The sequence below is a fragment of the Ornithinibacillus gellani genome (assembly GCF_003730295.1).
GTDB lineage: Bacteria > Bacillota > Bacilli > Bacillales > Amphibacillaceae > Ornithinibacillus_A > Ornithinibacillus_A gellani.
Genome location: NZ_QTSZ01000029.1, coordinates 339984 through 366003, shown reverse-complemented (window position 1 = coordinate 366003; position 26020 = coordinate 339984). Strand labels below are relative to the sequence as shown.

Genomic DNA, 26020 nt, shown 5'->3' with positions numbered 1-26020 from the left:
GAAAAAATGTCATTCATTCAGATTGTGTCAACTAGGACTAAAGTTATAATTTGCTCGTTTCGCTTTGTCAAGCGTTCAAAATACGCCTTGAAAAGAAAAGATTATATTTGATAATATAAAAAGGTAAAATTTACCTATGAAATGGAGTAGATGTGATGTGAATAATGACTTAATAAAATCACCTTATGTCAAAGCATATGTAAGTAAAAAAAGAAAAGCTGCTATTATATGTTTGATTATTAGTTTGCTATGTCTTGGCTATGGTGGTGCAATTGGTTTTAATAATGTAAAGGAAATAATGACGAGCTATGATCCTGTTGAAGTTACTGCAACAGATGAATTTAAGGGACGTCAGGCGGTTGGAACGAGGAAGTCGCGTCGTATGGTAGAGGTGCGTATGGTTGGAGTAGAATTGCCAGATGGTTCTCGGGGAGAAGTACGTAGTGACAAGATTGAAGTTGGGGAAAAGGCAACCGTTTTGCAATCATCTGCGAATGGAAACCTGTATGAAGAGCAGCCTGATGGTCCGAGTTTCCTGGAGTGGTTAATTACAGTCGGCGCTTTGGCGATTGGCATATTGTTTTTCCTTCTTTTATTAAATCCAATAAGCCAAATTCGTGCAGTAAAAAGAGCATCGAAAGGTGACAAAGGTCAGCTGCAATTAGAAGTAACCCATTTTGACAATGAATTGTTTACAAATGGACAAATACAATTACCAGCCGTTATCAAGCATTCAACATTTGAACAATTATCAGCTGGTACAACTATTGACATTTCCATTGATAAGCTAAGCACTGTGCCAGAATTACCAAATCCTGTACAGGCGTTGGTTCTAAAATATAACGGGGATGAAGTTGCAGTTGTTTTAGCACTGCAAGGGAAAGATCAATGGTATATCGGTTATGGTGAAACCGAAAAGGCAAAAGCAAAACGTTTAGCAGTAAATGGAATGAATCAATAAGACGTCATATGTGATGTATATTATTGCTTGGGAAATACCAGGTCGCTTTTCAATGCTTGAAAAGCGGCTTTTACCTGGAATTTTTAAAAATATCGAACAATACTTTTCAATCAATTGACTACCCGCTCCGGAAATATACTTCGCTTTCACCACTGCCTGCGAGTACAAATGTGACAATAGTTCAATGACTTAAGGCTTGACTTCATCGTTGTCTTTTTAGTCGTAGGTGAGCAAAAGCGTAGCCCCAAAAGTTTTTCGGTGAGGCGATCGAAAGTTAAATAGCAGATATCTAGCCTTCCTAACATTATTTTGCCTTGAGGAGTCTTATATGGCTCTTTTCCGCTACAGGACAGGGTTGCTATAACAGCGATGCATCGCACGCAGAAAAAGTGCCCTACTTTTACAAGGAGGCTGCGTATCTTTCCAGAGTTAATTCATGTTATTTTTCGACTTCTCAACTGATGATTCATGTTGTTACTCGGTCACAGAGATTATATCTATTAGAAGTCTACCTTCACATCGTGTTCAGCTATCGTATCGAATGTTTCATCATCCAAAATAATAAGTTTAAATTCAATGTCTTCATTCATTTCCGGAAGTTCACCTTCGTAATTTTGGATATCTAACTTCCCTTTTGATTTTTTGCCACCCGCTATATCTTCGCTAAAAAATACCATATCATCAACCATTGTTCCATCAATTGACACATCTTCTGATTGGACAACAATTTTCTTTTCAGTTTTATTTTCCAAATCGATGTTAAGGGTATACTTTTCTTCATCAAAATCTTTATCTACTTTGTGTTCAACGCTTACTAATGTTGCTTTTATATAATCGTCATCTGCAATGACCTTGTCCACCTTTTCTGTATCTGACTCTTCAGCAGAAGCTTGATCATCTGAGCTTTTTTCAGTTTCACTTCCAGAATCTACGGAACTAACCTCTTTTTTCTCTGTGGTAGAATCCCCACACGCTGCTAATAGTAATACCAATGCCAAGACTAAGATAGTCCAAAGTTTTTTCATACATAATACCTCCCAAATTTTATGTTCATTATTTTCATCGGCTAATTCATATGTAATATAAAGTAATAGCTTGAATAATTAAGGGGATCATACTGGTATATTTATCCAACCGGATGTTTTAATTATCAAAAATTAACCCTCATCCCTACGATATTTAATATGCTAGCCTTAACAAATACTACTATCAGTGGGGGAGGAAATTCCTATTATGGATTTACTGTTGAGTTTAATTCGATTGCTGTTAATTATCTTGACGATGCGATGGATCTATCTGATCAAGGTGAATAGTGATAAACAAGTGGAACAGAATGAATTAATGATTCATTTGCTGTTAAAAAACGAAAAAGATAGTGCTGAAAACCTTGATGCGTAAACATTTATGGTCTTCCTTTTTGTTATTTCAGCATTTTTAGACAAAGTAATCTGAATAATGTATTTATAATTGTATAACGCTATTTTACGCTATTTTTATACAAATTACTTCGATTTCCGAAATTGTATTCTTCCAGTGTTATTGATATAAATATAGATATCTTTTTTAATAGGAGCTGGATGAATGGAAGAGAGAACGGAATTAAAGAAAACATTAAAGCCACACTGGGTATGGGCTATTGCACTTGGTTCTTCAATTGGATGGGGTGCGTTTGTACAACCAACTGTGTGGATGAAAGATGGTGGCCCTGCCGGGGTTATCATAGGTTTTTTAATCGGTGCCCTCTTAATGATGCTTATTGCAGGCAGCTATGGTTTTTTAATTAGAAGTTTTCCAGTATCGGGCGGTGAGTTTGCCTATGCGTTTGTGAGTCTTGGAAGGACACATGCGTTTATTTGCGGGTGGTTTCTAACGCTTGGATATATTTGTATCGTAGCTTTGAATGCTTCCGCCTTTGCGTTGATGTTTAAGTTTCTGTTTCCAACTGTGATTGAAAAGCTGTATTTATATCAAATTGCTGATTGGAATGTGTATGGTACGGAGATTATTATTGCTTCAGTTATCCTACTTATATTTGGCTATTTAAATGTACGGGGAACTGGATTGTCTGGTAGACTACAATTTATTTTTTGTATCATTATTGTAGCAGGTGTAGGTATCCTGGCTTTACTGATGGGGGTAAGTCCAGAAACGTCAATAACGAATGTGAAGCCGTTTTTCCCAACGGAGACTACGACATTTGCAGCCATTATTTCAATTGTAGCTATTGCGCCGTGGGCATATGTTGGTTTTGATAATGTGCCACAAGCTGCAGAGGAATTTAATTTTTCTTCTAAAAAAGCATTTTCACTGATCATCTTGGCAATTTTATTTGCGGCAATATTGTATAGCATGATGATTATTGCTACAGCAATGGCACAGCCTTGGGAAGGATTGGTTGCCGAAAACCATATATGGGGGACGGCAAATGCCGTGAAGGATATCCTTGGCACAACCGGAATCGTCGTATTGGCTTTAGCATTATGTATGGGGATTTTCACTGGATTAAATGGATTTATCCTATCTGCTAGTCGTTTGTTATTTGCCATGTCACGGGCAAAAATTATTCCGGAAGCATTTTCAAAGGTGCATCCGAAATACAAAACACCTTATGTGGGGATTTTATTTACGGCAGTGCTTGCGATGTTTGCACCTTGGTTTGGACGTGAAGCACTTCTATGGGTCGTAGATATGTCCTCCATTGGTGTATCGATTGCCTATTTCTATACGTGCTACACAGCATATACGATATTTACATGGTCTATGGATAATGGATTTAATGTGAAGCGGAATGTTGTTGCACCAGGTAAAAAAATCGTTGCATTAGTTGGTATGATTGCGAGCTTAATTTTCATCTGTTTATTGTTAATTCCGGGGTCTCCAGCATTCTTAGGTATCCAATCTAGAATTGCGTTAATTGCCTGGATTCTATTGGGTGTTGTATTCTACTTTGTAAAGCGAACCGAATTACACAGTATTCCGAAACAAGAATTGAATTTTTTAATACTTGGAGATAAGAAAATTGATGTTCAGCATCAAGATGATTAATACGAAAAGTCGGCCGTTCTTGGTCGATTTTTTGTTTTCAAATATATTTGTTACAACGGATACGCTTTTACAAGATGGGCTAAGCTAGAAATGCCGATTTGTAAAATGCGTATGTTAAGATAGATTGGTCATCTATATTGGAACACGTATGATATTCATTACGCCGCAAAGGAAGTGAACAGTATGAAGCGCATCGTACTAGACGTGATCATCATGACCATTGGGGGATTATTATTTGCCCTAGGTATTAATTACTTTATTTTACCGAACCACTTGTCAGAAGGTGGAATTATTGGGATTACGATTATATTGCATTATGTGTTGGAATGGGATCCCGGGATCGTCAACTTTATATTAAATGTTATTTTAATTGGGATTGGGTATAAGTATTTTGATAAAAAAGCGATGCTGTATACCGTATATAGTGTAAGTGTGAGTTCGTTACTCATTTCATTAACAAGTGGCATCGATCATACACTTACAGACGATGCATTGCTTGCGGCGATATTTGCCGGTCTCTTAATTGGAATCGGGCTGGGCCTTGTGTTTTATGTTGGCGGAACAAGTGGAGGAACAACGGTTTTAGCTGGCATTGCGAAGCAGCTTTGGGGCTGGTCTGTTGGTAAGGCGTTATTAATTATGGATCTGGTCATTATTGCTGGTGCAGTTTACGTTATAGGTATTGAAAAAGCGATGCTCACCTTAATTACCGTCTATATTGTTGCAAAAGTGATTGATTTTATAGTGGAAGGTTTGAATGAACGGGTAGCTGTTTTCATTATTTCCAATGCTGCTGATGCAATCTTGAAAGAGGTTTTAGAAGGCATGTCAAGAGGGGTTACTGTATTAGATGGAAAAGGGGGCTACACCGGAACAGACAAACAAGTACTCTACCTCGTTATTAGCAAGCAGGAAATTGTAAAGCTACGGCATATTATGGAGGAAATTGATGAACATGCTTATGTGACAATTCACAATGTCCACGAGCTTTTGAAGCGTGGATATCGAGCCGAAAAGCTAAGAAAGGAAATGCGTTAACGCGATTAAAGTCTAATAGGAAAAGCGGATTCTTCATCGGAGGAATCCGCTTTTCTTATGCAGGATTATATACCTAGTTAAATATACCTAAATAATTTCAAAAATATAGGTAATTAGACTTAATTTTTATAAATGCCTGCCGATATATAAAATAGCAGCATTATAACTGCTATAAAACAAAGTCGGAAGGGGAGAAGTAGAAATATGTTAAAGAAAGCGTTATCTATTTTTACGGCATTTGGTTTATTATTTGGGGTGATTGTACCGGTTTCGGCTGAATCAACCAAGGATGCAGATTGTGAAATGACCATCCGTGTAGATGAAAATGTGTTTGGTGTAAATCCATCAAAGGGTGCACAACAGGATGGTGGCTGTGATGCTGAACTATCTGGATACTTCATGGGCAACAAAGCCGCAGTAATTGAAACAAAGGATAGAGTCAAATTTACAACAACAGTAGACAACGGAGACTTGATAGAATTATCGACAGGTGAAAAGCTGTTAACACATGTCGTTTTACCTGAGGGCGAAACAGTCGAAGAAGTTGCTAACTTAACGATTACGGATCAGGGCACAACAGAGCTTGGATTTACTTATGAACTGCCGGAGAGTGAATACTTGCGTGAGGTAAATGTATATCGTGATGGTGAGCTTGTAAAAAATACAGCAAAAGCTACCTTTACGGATGTAACCGTATCGCCTGGTACTACATATGAGTACACATTCAAAACAGTTGCAGTTACTGGTGATGAAAGTGAAGGGGTAACCATTACTGCAGAAACAAAGCCATTAGAACTCATTACAAATGTAGAGGTTGTTTCTGTTACAGATACAGAAATCCATTTTGCTTATGATCTTACCGAATCAGAGGAATTGGCAGCTATCCATGTATACAATGGAGAAGACTTAGCAGGTACAACAACTGAAAAAGAATATGTTTTGGAAGAATTAATGCCAAATTCAACATATGAAGTTACTTTTGAAGCAGTAGACAAAGATAAAAAAGTGCTATCAAAGGTTACAGTGGAAGCAACTACTGCTAAATATGTCGAGCGAATCTTTGGAGATAATCGTTTTAAAACGAACTCAGCATTTATAGAAAAAATAGATGCACAAACATTGGATAGTGTATTTATTGCCAATGGTCTGGATTTCCCAGATTCTTTAACTGGCGCCGTATTGAACAATACGATGAATGGTGCGATTCTACTTGTTTGGGATAATGAAAAAGTAATTAAGAAAAAGATTGCTGAAGCAGCACGTGTGCTAAAGCCAGGTGGTAAAGTGTACATTCTAGGTGGGGAAGTTGCCGTTTCCAATCATATTGAAAAAAGCTTTGCTGCTGCTTTCGATGTAGAACGGATTGAAGGTGCGAATCGCGCGGAAACTGCGATTGAAGTTGCCAAACGTGTCACTGATAAGCCTACTGAGCTATTCATCACGTATGGTATGGATTTTGCAGATGCCTTAAGCATTACACCATATGCAACCAAATCTGAAACACCAATTCTGCTCAATACAGCGAAAGATAAACTAACTGCATCTGTTGCTGATTATATTAAAGCGAACAAGACAATAGAAAAAGTAACGATTATTGGTGGGGAGCAAGCAGTGCCAAAAGCAGTAGAAGATGCGTTGAAGGCACTTGTTGGTGAGGTAGATCGTATTGCTGGTGACAATCGTGAACTGACAGCACTTGCTATTGCTAAAGCATTTTATCCAGAAAACCTTAAAATGGCTGTAGCCAATGGTTACGATTTCCCAGACGCCTTAGCTGGAAGTCAGTTTGCTTATCAAGAAGATATGCCAATTCTTTTGGCACAGGCTAAAAAAGTCAATACTTCTGTAGTGGAATACGCCGAAAAAGTACAAGCGATTTATTTGTATGGTGGCGACAAAGTCATTACAAATGACGTAAAAGAAAAATTGCAATAACGAAAAAGAAGACTGGGTTGTACTTCGATATATCTTGATTCATTTAAAAACGGGCACTAAATCGCAAAAGATTTAGTACCCGTTTTATTGTATCGCGTCTCCCGTTCTTAGCATTTAATCCTATTCACATTCTCTCATTTAACTACTTTAATAATTTAATTAACAAAAAGCATTGCAAAACACGGTAAAAATAAGTTTGGACAGCTGTGTTTGGATAGTGCTTTTATGGTGTTATAGTCGATTGTTGCTTGCGGAATGTGAAGAAGTTGTATCCGTTTATTCCTTATACCGGCGTTTGCTGGGTTATCGTTCTCCGATAAACAGATGGTGTTTCGCCAGTTTCTCGTTTAAAAGCCTGTGAAAAAAAAGATTGGGAGGAAAAGCCATTGAATGTCGCAATTTCTGCTATTGTGTAGTCGGTTGTTTCAAGCAGATTCTTTGCTTCCCGTATCCTCACTTCATTTAAATAGCCGATGGGAGAAATACCTAAATCCTCCTTAAAACAGTGTGAAAGATAATATTTATTAATATTTCCGATTTGGGCCAGTTGATCCAACGTAATATTATCACGAAAGTTTTGATTAATATAATGCTTGACGAGTGCTACTGATTGATTCATGCGGTGGGATTTTTTGTTTTCGACTACGAAATCCTTCTCGCGATGAAGCTTAATTAATAGGATATCAATGATATTGCGGCAAACCGCTTCATAGTTTTTCGGGCGAAGCTGCACCTCATCCAATAATTTCTTTAGGAAAAATAAAATATCCTTTCGATCGCCTTGATAAGTGAACAGACCTATTTTTGCTTCCCCTTTTTCCTCAGGTAATGAGAAGGAGATTCCCTCAATACCTAATGCAATGTATTCTAAAGAATCTTGAGCGTTGGAGCGTTCTGTATGCTCCACATTGGGATTAATTATGACAAGATCATTTTCCTTTACCGGTATTTCATGTTCCGTTAAAAGAAATGAGCCTTTTCCATTAACAATGTAAAAAAGCTCTGTGAAATGGTGGGTGTGCTTTGTACTATGCCAGCCTTTATCGTATTCAGAGTGCGTAATATAAAGAAGCTTAAATGGAATTGTGTCCTCAGGGGCTTGTTCCAATTTATAAACTTCATGTGACATCATTATCCCTCCAATCAATACTACTTTCCACTATATTTTACTCGCTTAGTTTACAAAAAGCAATAAGCCTAAAAAAGTTGGCAATATGTCAATTGTGAAAGCGCTTTTCATTTTAGTAAGATGAACATGTAGTTAATAATATTTAGGGGGCATTAAACATGAAGATGAAAAAATATCTTTTGGCTTTGTCACTAGGTTTAATCCTTGTACTAGCAGCATGTGGCGGCAGCTCTGATGATAGTAAGAAGGATGATGGAGATAAAGATTCTTCAAGCGGTGACAAGGAAGTAACCTTGCATCTAGCAGCACTTGAGTCTGCTTATGGTGCGGACGTATGGAAAAACATTATTAAAGCATATGAAGGTATTAATGAAAATGTCACAGTGGACTTAACGATTGCTAAAAACCTGGAGGAAGTTATCCGTCCAGAAATGCAAGCAGGAAACTATCCTGACATTTTCATGCTAGCAACAAGCCGTGAAGAAGCTTTGACTGAAACATTAATCAAAGAAAACGGTGTAGAAAATCTTTCAGATGTACTTACGATGACAGTTCCTGGCGAAGAGGTTCAAGTACAGGACAAATTATTGGATGGATTTACAGACACATTGGCAACCAATCCATATGATGATGGAGAAATGTATTTAGCACCAATGTTCTATAGCCCGACAGGACTTTTCTACAACGCAGCATTGTTTGAAGAAAAGGGCTGGGAAGTTCCAACCACTTGGGATGAAATGTGGGAACTAGGTGAAAAAGCAGATAAAGAAGGAATTGCTTTATTCACATATCCTATCGCAGGATACTTTGATACTTTAATCGGTTCTTTACTTTATGCTTCAGGTGGTCCAGAACTATTTACATCTGCAATGACTTATGAAGAAGGCGCATGGCAGACAGATGAAGCAAAGCGTGTACTAGAAACAGTTGAAAAACTATCTGAATATACACATCCAAACACAGTAGCAAACGCAAACCCAAATGACTTTACGAAAAACCAACAGCTTGTATTGGATAACGAAGCACTATTTATGCCAAACGGTAGTTGGGTTGTAGATGAAATGAAAGAAGCACCACGTGCAGATGGCTTTGAATGGGGTATGACAGCGGTTCCTGCTTTTGAAGAAGGCGGAGATCAGTATGCATTTACTTTCTTTGAACAAATCTGGATTCCAAAAGAAGCAGAAAACATTGATGCAGCGAAGGAATTCATCTCCTTCCTATATTCTGATGAAGCATCTGATATTTTCTTAGAGGCTGGCGCAGTACAGCCAATCGAGGGTAATGTAGACAAGCTTGACGAACAGAAAAAGCTATTCTACGGCATTTATGAAGAGGGTGCACTACCAGCAATGGGTACATTCGCTTCTACAGATCCAGTTCCTGGTGCAAGCATTTCCGATGAACTATACGGAAAAGTAGATAGTATCATGAGTGGAAAGCTTACCGTTGAAGGATGGCAAAAAGCAATTCAAGAAGTAAGTGATAAGCTACGTCCAGCAATGAAATAATAAGTAGCAGAAATTGGATAAGGTGGCAGAAGCGTTGGAGCTGCCGCCTTATCTATTGTTGAAATGAGGTGCAATCTGATGAGCAAGAAGAGATCAAGAAATATATTTATAGCTATCTGTGTGTCACCAGCGGTTATTTTGTTTACCTTATTTATGGTATTGCCTACGATAGAAGTTTTTCGTATGTCACTTTACAACTGGGGCGGTTTTTCTAAAACGAAGGAGTTTGTTGGTTTTAACAACTTCAAATTGCTTTGGAATGATATGAACTTCATTCAATCATTTCAAAACTCTGTCCTGTTAATCGTATTGGTGGCAATTATTACCATCATCTTTGCTGTATTCTTCGCAGCTGTTTTAACGAAGGAAAAGGTCGTTGGTGGTAACTTCTTCCGGGTTATATTTTATATTCCAAATATTTTATCCATCGTTGTCATCGCGGGGATATTTTCTGCTGTTTATGATGCGAAAAGTGGTTTGTTGAATAGTGTATTTGGCGTACTAAAATTAGATACCTTTAAACAGATGTGGCTTGGTAACCAAGACATTATCATTTACAGTATTGCTGGTGCATTGATCTGGCAGGCAATTGGTTATTATATGGTGATGTATATGTCAAGTATGGCTAGTATTCCAGAAAGTTATTATGAAGCTGCTTCATTAGAGGGAGCTGGCAAGTTTAAGCAGTTTACCAGCATCACACTGCCTTTGATCTGGAATAACATCAGAACCACATTAACCTTTTATATTATTAGTACCATTAACCTAAGCTTTCTACTGGTGAAGGCGATGACAGGCGGGGGACCTGATGGATCCACAGAAGTATTTCTATCCTATATGTATTCCCAAGCATACGGAAACTCAACATATGGCTATGGTATGGCTATCGGTGTAGTGGTATTTACCTTCTCATTTGCACTCGCAGCGATTGTCAGTCGGATCACAAAGCGCGATGTGCTCGAGTATTAAGGAGGTTTCATAATGAAGAAGTCAAAAGGCATGCGTACGGAAACGTTATATAAGATATTTATTTATGTGACACTTATTGCGCTCGTAATTACGATACTAATTCCGGTTGCATGGGTGTTCCTAGCTTCTATTAAAGAGAATAAAGAATTCTATGGTAGTCCTTGGACATTACCAGATGGATTTTATTTTCAAAACTTTGTAGAGGCATTTGTTGATGCGAAAATGGGTGACTATCTATTAAACTCTGTTATTGTTACCGGATTGTCACTGCTCATATTGCTGGTTGTTGCTTTGCCATCAGCATACGTTCTTTCTCGGTTTGAATTTCGTGGAAGATCCCTTTTAAACTCTTTTGTAAAGGCTGGCTTATTTATTAACGTGAGTTACATTGCAGTACCAATCTTCTTGATGCTTTTGGATTGGGATTCTGTTCTTAAGGTAATGTTCGGTGATGGGATGTTATTGAACAATAGATTTATACTAGCGACCATCTATGCGTCTACGGCATTACCATTTACCATCTTTTTATTATCAAGTTACTTCCAAACCTTGCCATCTGATTTTGAAGAAGCGGCAAGTATTGATGGAGCAGGTTATTATAAAACAATGATTTCAATCATGTTCCCAATTGCGATGCCAAGTATCGTTATCGTCATTCTATTTAACTTCTTGCTCTTCTGGAATGAATATATCCTGGCATTGACGCTCATGCCTGGTGATAATAAGACATTGCCTGTTGGGCTGTTGAATTTAATGGCAGCTGAGCGGGCCGCAGTAAACTACGGACCGATGTATGCCGGTATGGTAATTGTTATGTTGCCAACATTGATTTTGTACATTTTGGTTCAAAAACGACTTACACAAGGAATGACAGTTGGTGGAGTGAAAGGATAGGTGTCTATAATGAAGCGAACTACAGGACGTGTTACATTACCGACCGAACAAAACTTTTTGAAAGAGACAAAAGAATTAATGACCCGATGGGGTGCAGATGCGATTCGTGATAGCGATGGCACAAAGCTGGATGATGAGTTAAAGCAATTAGATGCTAAAATCTATTCCACTTATTTCGTTGCACGTAATCATAATGATTTTATCGAGCAGCATCCAGAAGAGATTCAGCAGCTTTATTTAATGTCCCGTTACTATACAGCGAAAGAATCAACTTTGGTAATTGACTTTTTGAATGGCTATTTTGAGGATCAGATTTCACCGGATTACCGCCATGATCCAAAAAAATGGTGGGAAGTTATGGACCGAACAACTGGAGAGGTTGTACCAGCAGATGCTTGGGAAGTAAAAGAAGAAACAAATGAACTCGTTATCAAGCATGCAATTCCTTGGCATGAATATACGGTATCATTCCTGGCTTATATGATTTGGGATCCAACGCATATGTACAATCATATAACGAATGATTGGGGCGATGCGCCACATGATATTCCATTTGATGCACGTCAGCCACATGCGAATCAATATATTAAAGATTACCTAGAAGGCTGGTTAAAGGAACAGCCGGCAGTTGATGTCGTTCGTTTCACAACCTTTTTCTATCATTTTACGCTCGTGTTTAATAATCTAGGTAAAGAAAAATTTGTAGACTGGTTTGGCTATGGTGCAAGTGTTTCCGTAGCAGCATTAGAAGCATTCGAACAAGCGAAAGGCTACCGTCTACGTCCGGAAGATATAGTCGATCAAGGCTATTACAATACGACCTTCCGTGTTCCTTCTAAAGCCTATTTGGATTATATCGATTTTATCCAACAATTCGTAGCTAAAGAAGTGAAGGATTTAGTCGATCTTGTTCATGATGCTGGTAAGGAAGCAATTATGTTCCTTGGTGATAACTGGATTGGTACTGAACCATATGGTGACTACTTCAAGGATGCAGGATTAGATGCAGTTGTTGGTAGTGTTGGGGATGGTACGACACTACGCATTATAGCGGATATTCCACATGTGAAATATACAGAAGGTCGTTTTTTACCGTACTTTTTCCCAGATACTTTTTATGAGGGAAATGACCCAGTTGTAGAGGCACGTGATAATTGGTTAACAGCAAGACGTGCTTTAATGCGTAAGCCGCTTGATCGAATTGGATATGGTGGGTACTTAAGCCTGGCATACAAGTTCCCTAAATTTGTAGATTATGTGGAGCATGTAACAGCTGAGTTCCGTGAAATATATGACACTATCAACGGTGTAAAACCATATAGCGGACTGAAGGTAGCAGTTTTGAACGCATGGGGTAAGCTGCGGACCTGGCAAAACTTTATCGTCGCACACGGCAAATGGTATCGCCAAGCATATTCATATCATGGAATTTTAGAAGCATTAAGTGGTATGGCAGTTGACGTCACTTTCCTAAGCTTCGATGATATTGCGAAGGATGGCGTACCTGCTGATATTGATGTCATCATTAATGCAGGAGATGCGGATACAGCATTTTCCGGTGGTGATCATTGGAAAAATGAAAAAGTACTAACTGCCATTCGTTCTTGGGTTGATCAGGGCGGTGGGTTTGTAGGTGTTGGTGAACCAACAGCTGTACATCGTGAAGGTCGTTATTTCCAATTGGCTAACGTACTTGGTGTGGATAAAGAACTAGGCTTTAGTCTATCAACGAACAAATATTTTACAGAAAGAGTAGATTCTCACTTCATTACGGCTGATCAAACAGCTGACTATGATTTTGGAGAAGGGATGAAATACGTTTATGCGCTAGATGAGCAGACGGAAATCATTGCATATTCCGAAGACAGTGTGCAGCTCTCCAGTTCACCATTTGGAAAAGGACGCGGGGTCTACATTGCTGGTTTACCATTTAGCCATGACAATGCAAGATTGTTACAACGTGCTCTATTCTATGCTGCAAATAAAGAGTCTGAGCTGGAAAAATGGTTTGCATCAAATGTTCATTGTGAGGTTCATGCCTACCCATCAATTGGCAAATATGCTGTTTTGAATAATGCAGATACCGAACAAAAGACAACTGTATTTGATGGCAAAGGGAACAGCTATGAATTGACGTTGCAGCCAGGAGAAATTACGTGGAAGGAAGATGGACATGAAGGATAAAATCTTACCAGTTCTAAAGGTGTTGTTTTTCTTTTTCTGTCTATTTCTTGTGATTTATGGTCAACGTACAGTTGGAAAAATGTACTTGTTGGCTCAGCTGATTGGCCTATCCGGTTTATTAGTGTTGTTATGGAATTACAACCGAAAATTTGTTTGACACGTTTATTGGAGCAGGCGGATCATTACCGCCTGCTTGTTATGAAGGAGAGAGAAGTATGAAATATGCGATTGGAATGGACATTGGGGGTACAACGATTGCATGTGGTATCATCAATGAAGCAGGCGATTTGATCCAACAAGAGATTGTACCTAGTGACCCAAGTGATCGGGAAAAAATGTTTGAACGGGTAGTAGCTTGTGTTCAACAGTTGATGGATCATTGTAGTATTCCGTTTAATCAAATTACTGGAATCGGGGCAGGTGTTCCAGGGAAAATTGACCGTGATAATGGTATTGCTGTTTTTCAAAACAACTTGCCATGGGAGAACTTCCCGTTTGTAGAACGAATTCGCGAAGCACTCGGTATTGGGAAGGTTGTCATTGATAATGATGTCTACATGGCTGCCTTTGCAGAGTGGAAGGATGCTGGCTTGGATGAAGGTTTATTTGTCTACATGACAATTAGTACCGGTATTTCAACAGCAATTATTCAAAATGGTGAGTTTATCCGTGGTGCTGGCTTTGCTGGAGAGCTTGGACTTGTGCCGGTCACTTCACCAAATGAAACAATTGGGCATTCACATACAGAGGAACATAGCGTCTTTGGTTCTGCAGTTACACGCTTGGAAAAAACGTCTGCAGGTCCTGCACTGGAACGACATGCACAGGCGCTGTTCCATTCAACGGATATGACGGCTGAAAAGCTGTTCCAGTTGTATTACCAGGGCGATGAAAAAGCAATCACCCTAGTAAATGGGGCTATTGATTCCTGGACACATGGTATTTACATGATTAATAGTATGCTTGATCCACATAAAATTGTTTTTGGGGGAAGTGTGGCTACCCATAACCCTGTTTTATTGCAAAAAATCAAGGAAAAACTGGATGCTTTGTTAATAGACGAGCAAAAACATATTTTAAATGAACTTTGCATTAGTCGACTAGGTAATAATCAAGGTATCATTGGCGCAGGCTTGCGTGCATTAGCCGAAGATTAATCTGCATAGATAATAGAAATCCCTTCTGTCTACCGTAAAGGATGGCAAAAGGGATTTTTTGTTTCGCGTTTTTCTAAACAGACCGCGATGAAAGCATGTATTGTAAATCCTCGTATCAAAAAATGCCTACGTGCATATAGCCTGTTTATTCTATTTGAAAAGATGCTGTGTGATGGCATTCTTTTTTTATTTTTTCTTGATCATGTCACGCTGCTATTGCACTTACAGAATTCACCCGATTGGCAATAGTCTAAAAGGTATTGACTAAACTTTTTAGTAGATGTATAATTTTGATAATTAAATTAACTAATGAATATCTTATACTAGAAATAGGGATGGACATCATGTTTTGAAGTACATATTTTTGTTTTGTCATGCCTGTATACGGTATCGTACAACGGTTAATCTGGAGGTTATTTCATTGAAAAGACCAAATGTTTTACTAATTACGAGTGACCAGCAGCATTTTGACACGATAGGTGCGTTTAACCCGGAAATCTCGACACCTAACTTGGATCGCTTGGTAAAGGAAGGCACCACCTTTAAACGTGCCTATTGTCCGAATCCAACTTGTACACCGACACGTGCATCCATCATTACCGGGCAATATCCGAGTCAGCATGGTGCCTGGACACTTGGTACGAAATTAATGGAGGATCGGCATACAGTCGGTGAGGATTTCCTGGACAATGGATACCGTACTGCACTAATTGGCAAAGCCCATTTTCAACCACTACGGGAAACGGAAGAATATTCTTCACTTGAATCTTATCCATTGCTACAGGATTTGGATTTTTGGAAGCGCTTCAATAACAAGTTTTACGGGTTTGAACACGCTGAGCTTGCGCGGAATCATACGAATGAGGCGCATGTAGGGCAGCATTACGCACTATGGATGGAGGAAAAAGGCTGTACAAACTGGCGGGATTATTTTGTTGATCCAACTGGTACGATGGATCGCAATCAAGAGCATACATGGCCAATCCCGGAAGAATTTCACTACAATACGTGGATTGCTGAAAGAACGAATCACAAAATGGAAGAGTATGTGCAAAAGGATGAAAACTTCTTTATGTGGGCTAGTTTTTTTGATCCGCATCCACCATATTTGGTTCCAGATCCATGGGATACAATGTATGATCCAGAGAAATTAACAATACCAAAGGGAAAACCAGGAGAGCATAAGCAGAACCCGCCACATTTTCAAATGACGCAGGAAGATAATCCTGATTTTTCCGCCTATAACGAAACGAAAAAAGGCGCACATGGTTACCATTCTCATACCATTTCGGAGGAAAGACATAAAGAAATTACCGCCACCTATTACGGCATGATTAGTATGATGGACAAATATATCGGGAAAATCCTTGATAAGCTGGATGAGTTAGGGATTGCAGACAATACCATTGTTGTATTCACAACCGACCACGGCCATTTCTTCGGACAGCATGGACTGCAATATAAGGGCGGTTTTCATTATGAGGATTTAATTAAGCTGCCATTTATTGTCCGGTTTCCAGGAAGAGTTCCCGCTGGAAAAGAATCCGAAGCGATGCAATCCCTCGTCGATTTGGCACCAACCTTTTTAAGCTTTGCGAATATAAGCGTACCGAGACAAATGACTGGTGTAGATCAAAGCCTTGTATGGACTGGGGAATCGCCATCAGCAAGGGATCACATTATTTGCGAATTCCACCATGAACCAACGACGATTCACCAAAAAACATATGTCGATCAGCGATATAAAATAACAGTTTATTATAATCAAACCTATGGTGAAATGTTTGATTTACAGAAGGATCCGGGAGAATTTAATAATCTGTGGGATAACCCGGATTATCAAGCTTTGAAACAAGAATTACTTCTTAAATATATTTGGGCAGAATTAGGGAAAGAACCAATGCCAATGCCGAGAATTTGGGGGGCATGACTTCCCAATCGATTCGAATAGGAGGTGTTGCCGGCGAAAACGCAGCCAAGCTGTCATTGTGAAAATAGAGGTAAATTTGGAAGAGGGAAGCAATCATAATAGGGAGGGTATGCATTGAGGTATGTTAGGCTTTCAATTGTAAGTTTACTGATGATTTTTCTGTTGTTTACCGTAGCTTGCAGTGGGAAAAAAGAGGATGATTTTTCCGGACCAAGTGATGAGGAATTGGAAAACCTGAATGAGCAGGACTTTCCAATTGTGAAGGACAAGATTACATTGAACTTTTTTGCAGGGCAAGCACCGGCTACGAATCCAAATTGGAATGACGTCATGATCATGAATGAATATGCAGATCAGACCAATATGGAAATCAAGTGGAAGATGGTACCTCATGAGGTACTGGAGGAGCAAAGAAACTTGGCTTTTGGTAGTGGGAATTTACCAGATGCCTTTCATAGTGCATCCATTGGGGCCTCTGACCTGATGAAGTACGGGGGACAGGGATTGTTGATTCCCTTAAACGACTTAATTGATCAATATGCACCGAATTTTAAAAGAATAATGGAAAAATATCCCGAGGTAGAAAAACTAATTACGATGCCAGATGGGAATATTTATTCCTTCCCATTGATGAGCGATCCGGATTTTTTATCGTATCGAGTGGGGCCAAAACCATTTATAAATAAAAAGTGGTTAGATGCATTAGGCATGGATATGCCTGAGACAACGGAGGAATATTATCAATTTTTGAAAGCGGTTAAAGAGGAAGGTCCTAGTAATGGAGAGGTGGATGAAGTCCCATTTGGTGGACCGAATGTTTCTTCATTATACCAGTATTTACTAGGCTCATTCGGATTAGCCAATAAAGGTACTTCAGTCGGATTAATTGATGAAAATCCATCATCTGGAGAATATCGATTTTATCCAGCTGCAGATGAATACAAGGAATTGCTAACTTATCTAAATAAATTATATAGTGAAGGACTTATCGAAAAAAATATCTTTACCATTGATCATCATCAATATCTCGCTAATTCATCGGAAGGCAGATATGGCAGTGTTGTTTGGTACAGTCCAACACAAATTATGGGAGAAAAGGTCGGCAGTCAATATGTAGGGATGCCTGCTTTGGAAGGACCTCATGGTGATAAAACATGGGTAGGTTTATATGACATTGTTCTGAACCCTGGTGCCTTTGCCATAACGAGTGAAAATGAAAATCCAGCGGCGACCGTTCGTTGGGTAGATTATTTTTACGGGGATGAAGGAATGGAGTTTTTCTTCATGGGTAAAAAGGGAGAAACCTATGAAGAAAAAGAAGATGGTAGCCTTGTGTACATGGATCATATTATGAATAGCAAGAATGGATTAAGCTTTGAAGAGGAGCTTGCTAAATACTTAACATTTCCCGGGGGTGGCTTTCCATCGATGACCTCAGAGAAATTTTTCCAAGGTGCGGAAAGCTCTGACATATCCCTTGATGCTGCGGAAAAACTGAGCAATAACTTAGTAGAAGATGGTTGGGTTGCGATGCCGCATACAAAGGAAGAAAATGATGAACTTCGTGGATTTGGGGCAGATATTGAGAAGTATGTAGCAGAAATGCGTGAAAAATTTATCTCCGGCGACCAGCCATTAAGTAAATGGGAAGATTATGTGAAAGAACTAGAAAAAATGGATGTTGCTAGATATGTGGAAATTAAAAAACAAGCTATTGAAAGACAGTTTGAAGATTGATTCATCTATTTGAGTGAAAAGGGGATATTCCTTTCCCTTTTCCACTCATCGCTTTATACACTTTTTTAAAAGGGGAAGATGCAATGAAAGCAAAAAGACTACTTATACTCATGTCCATCATGGTCCTTATGATGCTAGCTGCTTGTGGCGGAAAAGAACAAGAGGAATTTACGGGTCCGAGCGATGACGAATTAGATAACTTAAATGAAACTGGTTTTCCAATCGTTAAAGATCAAATTAAAATAGATATTTTTGCTAGAAATGATCCTGCCTCCAATGATAATTGGAATGATGTACTGATTTTTAATGAATATGAAAAGATGACAAATGTAGATGTAAACTGGAAAATGGTTCCACATGAATCGGTTGAGGAACAGTTGAACCTAGCCTTTGGTGGTGGGAATTTACCAGATGCATTTCATAGTGCATTTATTGGCAGCTCGACATTGATGAAATATGGGGAGCAGGGAGTATTAATTCCATTAAATGATTTAATTGACAAGTATGCTCCAAATTTTAAGGCTTTAATGAAAGAATACCCAGAAATAGAACAAGCAATTACGATGCCAGATGGGAATATTTATGCGTTCCCAACGATGGGGGATCCTGACTTTCTATCCTATAACACTGCTCCAATGATGTATGTGAATGAAGAATGGTTGGATGAAATGGGCATGGATATGCCGGAAACTACAGAGGAATTTTATGCGTATTTGAAAGCAGTGAAGGAAGAGGGACCAAGTAATGGAGAAGTAGATGAGGTTCCATTTGGTGCACCAACTATTGGTCATTTATATGACAACCTACGTGGTGCATTTGGAGTCGCAAATCGCGGTGGACAGGTTGGGTATATCGATGTAGATCCAGAAACAGAAGATTATCGGTTTTATCCAACTTCTGACCAATATAAAGAGCTATTGGAATACCTTAACAAGCTGTATACAGAAGGTCTAATCGAAAAGAATATCTTCTCCATTGAACACGAACAGTATTTAGCTAATTCATCAGCAGGAAAATATGGCAGTACGGTTTGGTATAGTCCAACACAAGTAATGGGTGAAGAAGTAGGAAGTAAGTATACCGGTGTTCCTGCTTTAGAAGGTCCACATGGAGATAAAATGTTTGTTAACTTAAAGAGTGCGGTAAGAAGTGTAGGTGCATTTGCAATTACGAAAGAAAATGAAAATCCAGCATCAACGGTTAGATGGATTGATTATTTCTATGGTGAAGAAGGAATTAGAATGTTTTTCATGGGAATAGAAGGCGACACGTACGAGATAAACGACAAAGGTGAAGCAGAGTATACAGATAAAGTTATTGGTGATCCTGATATGCCGTTCTCTGAGCAAGTTTCCAGATTCCTTACCTTCCCTGGTGGAGGCTTCCCAACAATGGTGAAGAAAGAATACTTCCGTGGTGCAGAAAACTCTGATGTTTCTGTCGAAGCAGCAGAGAAGCTGAAGGATGACCTTGTGGAGGAGCTTTGGCCACCACTGCTTCATACAGAAGAGGAAAACAAGAAGCTGCAGGGCTTTGGTGCAGATATTGAAAAGTATGTTCAGGAAATGCGGGATAAGTTTATTTCTGGAACAGAACCATTTTCCAAATGGGATAGCTATGTAAAAGAGCTGGATAAAATGAACTTGGATGAATACATGGAAATAAAGAAGGCCGCAATTGAAAGACAAGTTGAACAATAATAATGAAATAAAGAGTGGGAAAATCCCACTCTTTATTTCATGAGAGGATTCATCACGATTTAATAGGCATAAAGTGTAAAAAAATAAAGATTATTAAATAATTTACTAAAAAAATTACATTGACTTTATGGTTTGTTATTGCTAATATTTAAATAAGTTAATTTAACAAAGTTTAACTTATTAACTGTAGTGTTCATATTCTGAATCTTGTGGTTTTCGTTTAGAGAGTTCTTTAATCTATTCCTAAACCAGTATAGCATAAGGCTTTTTGCTAATAAAGCTGCAACGTTTTTATGACAAGTTTATATCTTTTCAAACATGTTTTCTTTTTTTATTTAATTTGTAAGCGGTTTTATATTTAATTTTCATAAATTTTAAATATGAAAAGAGAAAATCCCATTTGACTATTTCGTCAATATGGGAATAGGAGGTGGATTATGAAGCAAGTAAGAATGGGGATTATTGGAACTGGCCTAAGAAGTGGTATTGCCAAGCACTGGCATCAACCGGAAGGGGAGTCGATTATCACTGGTGTAGCTGATATTAATCCAGAGAATCTGGAGAAATTTAAGGAAAAGGTTACTTCCGACTGTTTTACAACAGACAGCTATGTAGAACTATTGAAGCGTGATGATATCGATGCAGTTGCTATTTTATCACCTGATTATTTGCATGAGGAACATGCTGTTGCTGCGTTAAAGGCAGGTAAACATGTTTATTGCGAAAAACCGCTTGCCATTACTGAGGCGGGCTGTGATCGCATTATGAAAACAGCCGAAGAGACAGGTAAACATTTGATGGTGGGCTTCAATATGCGCTATATGCGAATGTTTCAAACGATGAAAGGGATTGTCGATTCCGGTGTCATTGGTGACATTAAAGCAGTTTGGGTTCGCCATTTTGTCGGCTATGGGGGCTATTTTTATTATCATGATTGGCATGGCTTAAGCAAAAATACTACTTCCCTATTATTGCAAAAAGGCTCACATGATATTGATATCATCCATTGGATTGCTGGCGCTTATACAAAAAGAGTGTCCGCGTTTGGCAGTTTAAGCTTCTATGGTGGCGACAAACCGAATGACCTCACTTGTCCAACATGTGATATTAGAGATACTTGTACAGAGGCTAGTCCTGGAACTTTAATTGAATGCGCTTTTAGGGAAGAAATTGATGTTGAGGACAATAATGTCGTTATTATGGAATTGGAAAATGGGATTAAAGCATCTTATTTACAATGTCATTTTACACCTGATTACCACCGGAATTATACGTTTATTGGTACAAAAGGAAGGATGGAAAATTCTGAGCCAGATGGAAAAGTATATGTGAAGACTAGAAAGTCAAATTCCTGGGAAGAATTTTCTGATCAAACGTATGACATCAAACCCGCAGAAGGTGGACATGGCGGGGCAGATCCAGTTATATGTAAAGAATTTATCGATTTGGTTTTACATGGTAAGGAACCTATTCCAACACCGCTGGATGGAAGAATGAGTGTCGCTGTCGGCTGTGCAGCAACTGAATCAATTAGGAATAATGGAAAGGTCATCGAAGTTAACCGACCTACATAATGGAAAATCGCACAAACGGATATGTAATCTATACCATTTAATCTATTAAAATTGGGGGGTAACCAAGTGAAATATACAAAATTGCTTCTAGTGTTGGTAGCGTCATTATTTTTATTTACTGCATGTAGTAAAGACAAGGAGCAGCCGAAGGCGGATGGTCCATCTGATGAAGAATTGGAAATTTTAAATGAGAAGGACATGCCGATTGTAAACGAAGAAGTAGACCTGGAATTTTTTGCAGGTCAGGCTCCTGCTACAAATCCAGACTGGAATGATGTATTGATATTTAATACGTATGAAGACATGACAAACATGAACATCAAATGGAAAATGGTTCCACATGATTCCATTGCAGAACAACGTAACCTGGCATTAGGAAGCGGCTCCCTACCAGATGCCTTCCATAGTGCGCAAATTGGAGTATCAGATTTAGCAAAGTATGGAGAGCAAGGCGTATTTGTCCCATTAAATGATTTAATCGATAAATATGCTCCTAATTTTAAAAAGATTTTAGATGAAAACCCGGTTATTAAAAAGGCTATTACCATGCCGGATGGAAACATTTATTCTTTCCCACTTATTAGTGACCCGGAGTTTGCTTCTCATAGAATCCAAGCACGTCCATTTATTAATAAGAAATGGTTGGATGAGCTGGGAATGGATATGCCGAAAACAACCGATGAGTTCTATCAATATTTAACAGCTGTGAAAGAAGAGTTAGGTGAAGTACCATTTGGTGGTCCATATATCGATACGTTAACAGAGTATCTACTGGGATCATTCGGTCTAGCCACAAAGGGTGGCTCCAACCTATACCTAGATGAGGATCCGGAAACAGGAGATATTCGTTTCTATCCTACATCTGACGGTTACAAAGAGCTGATTGAATATGTGCATAAGCTGTATAGTGAAGGTTTAATTGAGAAAAATATTTTCTCCATTGATCACCATCAATTTATTACCAACCTAGGTGATGGGAAATATGGAAGTGTTGTTTGGTTTGCACCTGAAGAGGTCGCTTCCAAAGAAAATGGTAAAGACTTTGTTGGTATGCCAACACTTGAAGGGCCACATGGGGATAAGACGTTGAATAAAATCGGTGATCCGGTCATGAGTCCGGGGGCATTTGTGATTACGAGTAATAATGAGTACCCAGCAGCTACAGTAAGATGGATTGACTATTTTTACGGTGAAGAAGGCATGAAGCTGTTCTTCATGGGGGTAGAGGATGAAACGTACACAGTTGCTGATGATGGCACACTTCAATTTATGGACCATATCACCAACAGTAAAGATGGGTTGACATTTGAAGAGGAAGCAGCAAAATATCTCACTTTCCCAGGTGGCGGTTTCCCTTCTATGGTTAAAGAAGGCCTATTCCAAGGAGTGGCAAGTGCTCCACAATCTTTAGAGGCAGCAGACTTGCTGAAGCCAGATATGATCCCAGATGACGAAATTTGGCCTAGCCTAACGTACACGAAGGAAGAAAACGACAAGCTGCAAGGCTTTGGTAAAGACATTGAAAAATATGTGGCGGAAATGACCGATAAATTCATTTCTGGTGCGGAACCTTTATCAAAATGGGATACGTACGTGAAAGAGATTGAAAATATGGGATTAGATAAATATTTGGAAATTAAAGAAACTGCTTTGGAAAGACAATTAAAATAAAAGAACTTACGGTGGGGGGATTATCCCCCCTTTGTATTCAAAATGATCCAAGGAGGGGAAACGATGGCTTCAAAGAATAGTGCTAGTCAAGCTTTACCGAATGGAAAGCCCAAAACATCATTAAAAAAGCATTTTGCAGCGAATTGGCAAGTATATGCTCTTTTAATGCCGGCGCTTATTTATTTCTTCATTTTTAACTATATCCCAATGTACGGGATTCAAATTGCGTTTAAGGATTTTATCGCGAATTTAGGGTTCTGGGGGAGCCCTTGGGTAGGATTTGAACACTTCGAAAGATTTTTTAACTCCTATTACTTCGTCCGTTTATTAAAGAACACATTGTTACTTAGTTTATATATGCTTATTTTATTTCCTTTGCCAATTATTTTTGCCCTCTCCTTACACGAGCTAAGCTACGGCAAATTTAAAAAATGGGCACAAACCTTAACGTATGCACCACATTTTATTTCAGTAGTAGTTGTTGTTGGTATGATTGTTGCCTTTTTAGACCCAATTACTGGTTTAATAAACCATGTTATTGAATTCTTTGGAGGTACGTCGAAAAACTTCCTGACAGATCCTGATTGGTTTAGACATATCTTTGTCTGGTCTGGTCAATGGCAATCATTAGGTTGGGGTACCATCATTTATCTTGCTGCATTGGCTGGTGTAAACCCTGAATTGATTGAAGCGGCTAAAGTTGATGGTGCGACAAGAATGCAAAGAATTCTTCATATTAATATCCCAGCGATTATGCCGACAATCGTTATCCTATTTATTTTGAACATGGGAAGCTTTATGCAAATCGGCTTTGAAAAAGTATTACTTTTGCAAAACAATCTGAACTCAGAAACGTCCGATGTTATCGCAACATTTGTATATCAAACGGGTATTTTAGAGGGACAATATAGTTTCTCAACTGCAGTTGGTTTGTTTGAATCGGTCATCAATATCATTGTACTCGTTTCAGCAAACTATTTAGCTAGAAGAGTAAGTAATAACAGCTTATGGTAAGGAGGAGAATAAATGTCTGATAAAACGTTTGATATACTGAATAAGATACTTGTAAGTTTAATTGTTATTATCATTGTATATCCGCTGATCTTTGTCGTTAGTGCATCGATTAGTGACCCGGCGGCAGTAAGTACGGGGAAAATGTGGCTATGGCCAGTGGATATTACATTAGATGGATTTAAAATTGTATTCCAAAATGATGATATTTGGATGGGTTATCGTAATACGATTATTTACGTTGTTTTAGGGATTGTGGTACATTTAGCACTTCTGTTGCCATGTGCCTATGCATTATCTCGTCCTGAAGTAAAATGGAAGACAGGAATTCTTTGGTTTATCCTATTTACCATGCTGTTTAATGGTGGTATGATTCCTACGTATCTAGTTGTTAAGAATCTAGGAATGCTAGATACGATTTGGGCAATTGTTATTCCAGGAGCTCTCGGTGCATGGAGTATATTGGTTGCGCGTACTTTCTTTGAACAGAACGTGCCAAACCAACTGGTAGAAGCCGCTAAGATTGATGGTGCGTCTGATTTCTACATATTCTTTAAGATTGCACTCCCATTGTCCATTCCAATTATTGCGGTAATGGCATTGTTCCACGGGGTTGGACTATGGAATCAGTATTTCTCGGCTTTGATTTATTTATCCGATCGAAACCTCTTCCCGTTACAGCTTATCTTGAGGGAAATATTGGTACTGAATGAAATGAGTGCCACAGAAGGTGTACAGGATATATCCGGAAGTGTTGGGTCGTTTGCAGACCAGGTTAAGATTGCGGCACAAATTAAATATGCCGTCATGATTGTTTCCACGTTACCATTAATTATCGTTTATCCTTTTGTACAGCGCTTTTTTGTACAAGGTGTGTTAATTGGTTCCGTAAAAGAATAATAGATGTATAGCACGCTAACCTGAGGAGGTTAAAGAATGAACAGCTTAGTGAATGGATTTTATCGAATTTCAGAATGGATCACAAGATTAGTCTACGTCAATCTCCTTTGGATAGCTTTTACGTTAGTTGGTCTGGTCGTCTTTGGGTTTGCTCCGGCAACTGCTGCTATGTTTGCAGTCATCAGAAAATGGGTCGCCGGAGAAGACGACATTCCAGTATTCAAAACCTTTTGGGGAATATATCGGAAGGATTTTTGGAAAGTAAATGTACCAGGACTCCTTTTGGCGCTCGGTGGCTACCTGATTTATATCGAATATGCCATCCTGCGTTCCCAGGATAGTATGGTTTACTATATTGCCAGCTTTGGCGTGATTGCTCAATTGATTTTGTATTTTATTATTGTGATGTATTTCTTTCCAATTTTTGTTCATTTTAATTTAAAATCATTTTCTTATTTAAAATGGCCATTCTTAGTTGGTGTTGGCCATCCAATTTTAACTATATTTCTAGCAGTCGTTACAAATGTATTATTATATGCAGTAGTAAAAACAGTTCCCGTATTACTCGTCTTCTTTGGCGGTAGTGTCACAGCCTTTATTATCACGTGGGGAGCATCGAAAACATTTTCAAAATATGAGCAAGCTACGGAATAGACTTGCACAGCATGGATAAA

The 26020-nt window shown here is 38.7% G+C and carries 21 protein-coding genes; 19 read left to right on the top strand and 2 right to left on the bottom strand.

The genetic code is table 11. From position 1 onward, the window contains the following. Positions 1–157 precede the first annotated feature (157 nt). Positions 158–961 carry a hypothetical protein gene (locus tag DX933_RS09760; RefSeq protein ID WP_123316244.1) on the top strand — a complete coding sequence of 268 codons (804 nt, stop codon included), beginning with the start codon at positions 158–160 and terminating at the stop codon, positions 959–961. Positions 962–1461: 500 nt separating this feature from the next. Here the strand turns inward: DX933_RS09760 and DX933_RS09755 are convergent, their stop codons facing one another. Beyond that, on the bottom strand, positions 1462–1986 hold the full coding sequence (locus tag DX933_RS09755) for a hypothetical protein (protein WP_123316243.1): 525 nt from the start codon (positions 1984–1986) through the stop codon (positions 1462–1464). 208 nt (positions 1987–2194) lie between these two features. Here DX933_RS09755 and DX933_RS18445 point away from each other — a divergent pair, with 208 nt between their 5' ends. From DX933_RS18445 to DX933_RS09740, 4 genes are all read left to right on the top strand, one after another. Further along, positions 2195–2359, top strand: coding sequence for a hypothetical protein (locus DX933_RS18445; RefSeq protein WP_190279480.1), 165 nt, complete (start codon positions 2195–2197; stop codon positions 2357–2359). Positions 2360–2542: 183 nt separating this feature from the next. After that, the gene (locus DX933_RS09750) at positions 2543–4006 is read left to right on the top strand and encodes an APC family permease (protein ID WP_123316242.1); all 1464 of its coding nucleotides are present in this window, start codon (positions 2543–2545) and stop codon (positions 4004–4006) included. Between the two features lie 183 nt (positions 4007–4189). Further along, positions 4190–5044: a YitT family protein gene (locus tag DX933_RS09745; protein ID WP_123316241.1), complete on the top strand. Its 855-nt coding sequence runs from the start codon at positions 4190–4192 to the stop codon at positions 5042–5044. A 204-nt stretch (positions 5045–5248) separates the two neighbouring features. Next, positions 5249–6979: a cell wall-binding repeat-containing protein gene (locus DX933_RS09740; protein WP_123316240.1), complete on the top strand. Its 1731-nt coding sequence runs from the start codon at positions 5249–5251 to the stop codon at positions 6977–6979. A gap of 283 nt (positions 6980–7262) precedes the next feature. Here DX933_RS09740 and DX933_RS09735 read toward each other — a convergent pair whose 3' ends face one another. Beyond that, complete coding sequence (locus DX933_RS09735) at positions 7263–8108, bottom strand: AraC family transcriptional regulator (RefSeq protein ID WP_123316239.1); 846 nt, start codon at positions 8106–8108, stop codon at positions 7263–7265. Between the two features lie 158 nt (positions 8109–8266). On the opposite strand from DX933_RS09735, the gene DX933_RS09730 reads away from it, so the two are divergent. The 14 genes from DX933_RS09730 to DX933_RS09670 all read left to right on the top strand — a co-directional run bounded on the left by DX933_RS09730 (position 8267) and on the right by DX933_RS09670 (position 26000). Next, positions 8267–9619, top strand: coding sequence for a carbohydrate ABC transporter substrate-binding protein (locus DX933_RS09730; RefSeq protein ID WP_223805933.1), 1353 nt, complete (start codon positions 8267–8269; stop codon positions 9617–9619). A 78-nt stretch (positions 9620–9697) separates the two neighbouring features. Then, a complete protein-coding gene (locus DX933_RS09725) occupies positions 9698–10588 on the top strand; it encodes a carbohydrate ABC transporter permease (protein ID WP_123316238.1) in 891 nt (296 codons plus the stop codon). A gap of 12 nt (positions 10589–10600) precedes the next feature. After that, the gene (locus tag DX933_RS09720; protein ID WP_123316237.1) at positions 10601–11482 is read left to right on the top strand and encodes a carbohydrate ABC transporter permease; all 882 of its coding nucleotides are present in this window, start codon (positions 10601–10603) and stop codon (positions 11480–11482) included. A 9-nt stretch (positions 11483–11491) separates the two neighbouring features. Beyond that, positions 11492–13666: a 1,3-beta-galactosyl-N-acetylhexosamine phosphorylase gene (gene gnpA / locus DX933_RS09715; RefSeq protein ID WP_123316328.1), complete on the top strand. Its 2175-nt coding sequence runs from the start codon at positions 11492–11494 to the stop codon at positions 13664–13666. Further along, entirely contained in the window at positions 13656–13823 is a 168-nt protein-coding gene (locus DX933_RS18440) for a DUF6903 family protein (protein ID WP_190279479.1), read from the top strand. Before gnpA ends, DX933_RS18440 begins: the two co-directional genes overlap by 11 nt. A 58-nt stretch (positions 13824–13881) precedes the next feature. After that, on the top strand, positions 13882–14823 hold the full coding sequence (locus DX933_RS09710; protein WP_123316236.1) for an ROK family protein: 942 nt from the start codon (positions 13882–13884) through the stop codon (positions 14821–14823). 421 nt (positions 14824–15244) lie between these two features. After that, on the top strand, positions 15245–16753 hold the full coding sequence (locus DX933_RS09705; RefSeq protein WP_123316235.1) for a sulfatase family protein: 1509 nt from the start codon (positions 15245–15247) through the stop codon (positions 16751–16753). Positions 16754–16867: 114 nt separating this feature from the next. Continuing rightward, positions 16868–18490, top strand: coding sequence for an extracellular solute-binding protein (locus DX933_RS09700; RefSeq protein ID WP_123316234.1), 1623 nt, complete (start codon positions 16868–16870; stop codon positions 18488–18490). A gap of 83 nt (positions 18491–18573) precedes the next feature. Then, positions 18574–20190, top strand: a complete 1617-nt coding sequence (locus tag DX933_RS09695; RefSeq protein ID WP_123316233.1) for an extracellular solute-binding protein — start codon at positions 18574–18576, stop codon at positions 20188–20190. 437 nt (positions 20191–20627) lie between these two features. After that, positions 20628–21764 (top strand): Gfo/Idh/MocA family protein, encoded by a 1137-nt coding sequence (locus DX933_RS09690; RefSeq protein ID WP_123316232.1) that lies wholly within the window; start codon positions 20628–20630, stop codon positions 21762–21764. A 66-nt stretch (positions 21765–21830) separates the two neighbouring features. Then, positions 21831–23435: an extracellular solute-binding protein gene (locus DX933_RS09685; RefSeq protein WP_123316231.1), complete on the top strand. Its 1605-nt coding sequence runs from the start codon at positions 21831–21833 to the stop codon at positions 23433–23435. 63 nt (positions 23436–23498) lie between these two features. Continuing rightward, positions 23499–24449, top strand: coding sequence for an ABC transporter permease (locus DX933_RS09680; RefSeq protein ID WP_223805932.1), 951 nt, complete (start codon positions 23499–23501; stop codon positions 24447–24449). A 12-nt stretch (positions 24450–24461) separates the two neighbouring features. Further along, positions 24462–25346: a carbohydrate ABC transporter permease gene (locus DX933_RS09675; RefSeq protein ID WP_123316229.1), complete on the top strand. Its 885-nt coding sequence runs from the start codon at positions 24462–24464 to the stop codon at positions 25344–25346. Positions 25347–25382: 36 nt separating this feature from the next. Then, positions 25383–26000, top strand: a complete 618-nt coding sequence (locus tag DX933_RS09670) for a YesL family protein (protein ID WP_123316228.1) — start codon at positions 25383–25385, stop codon at positions 25998–26000. Positions 26001–26020 lie beyond the last annotated feature (20 nt).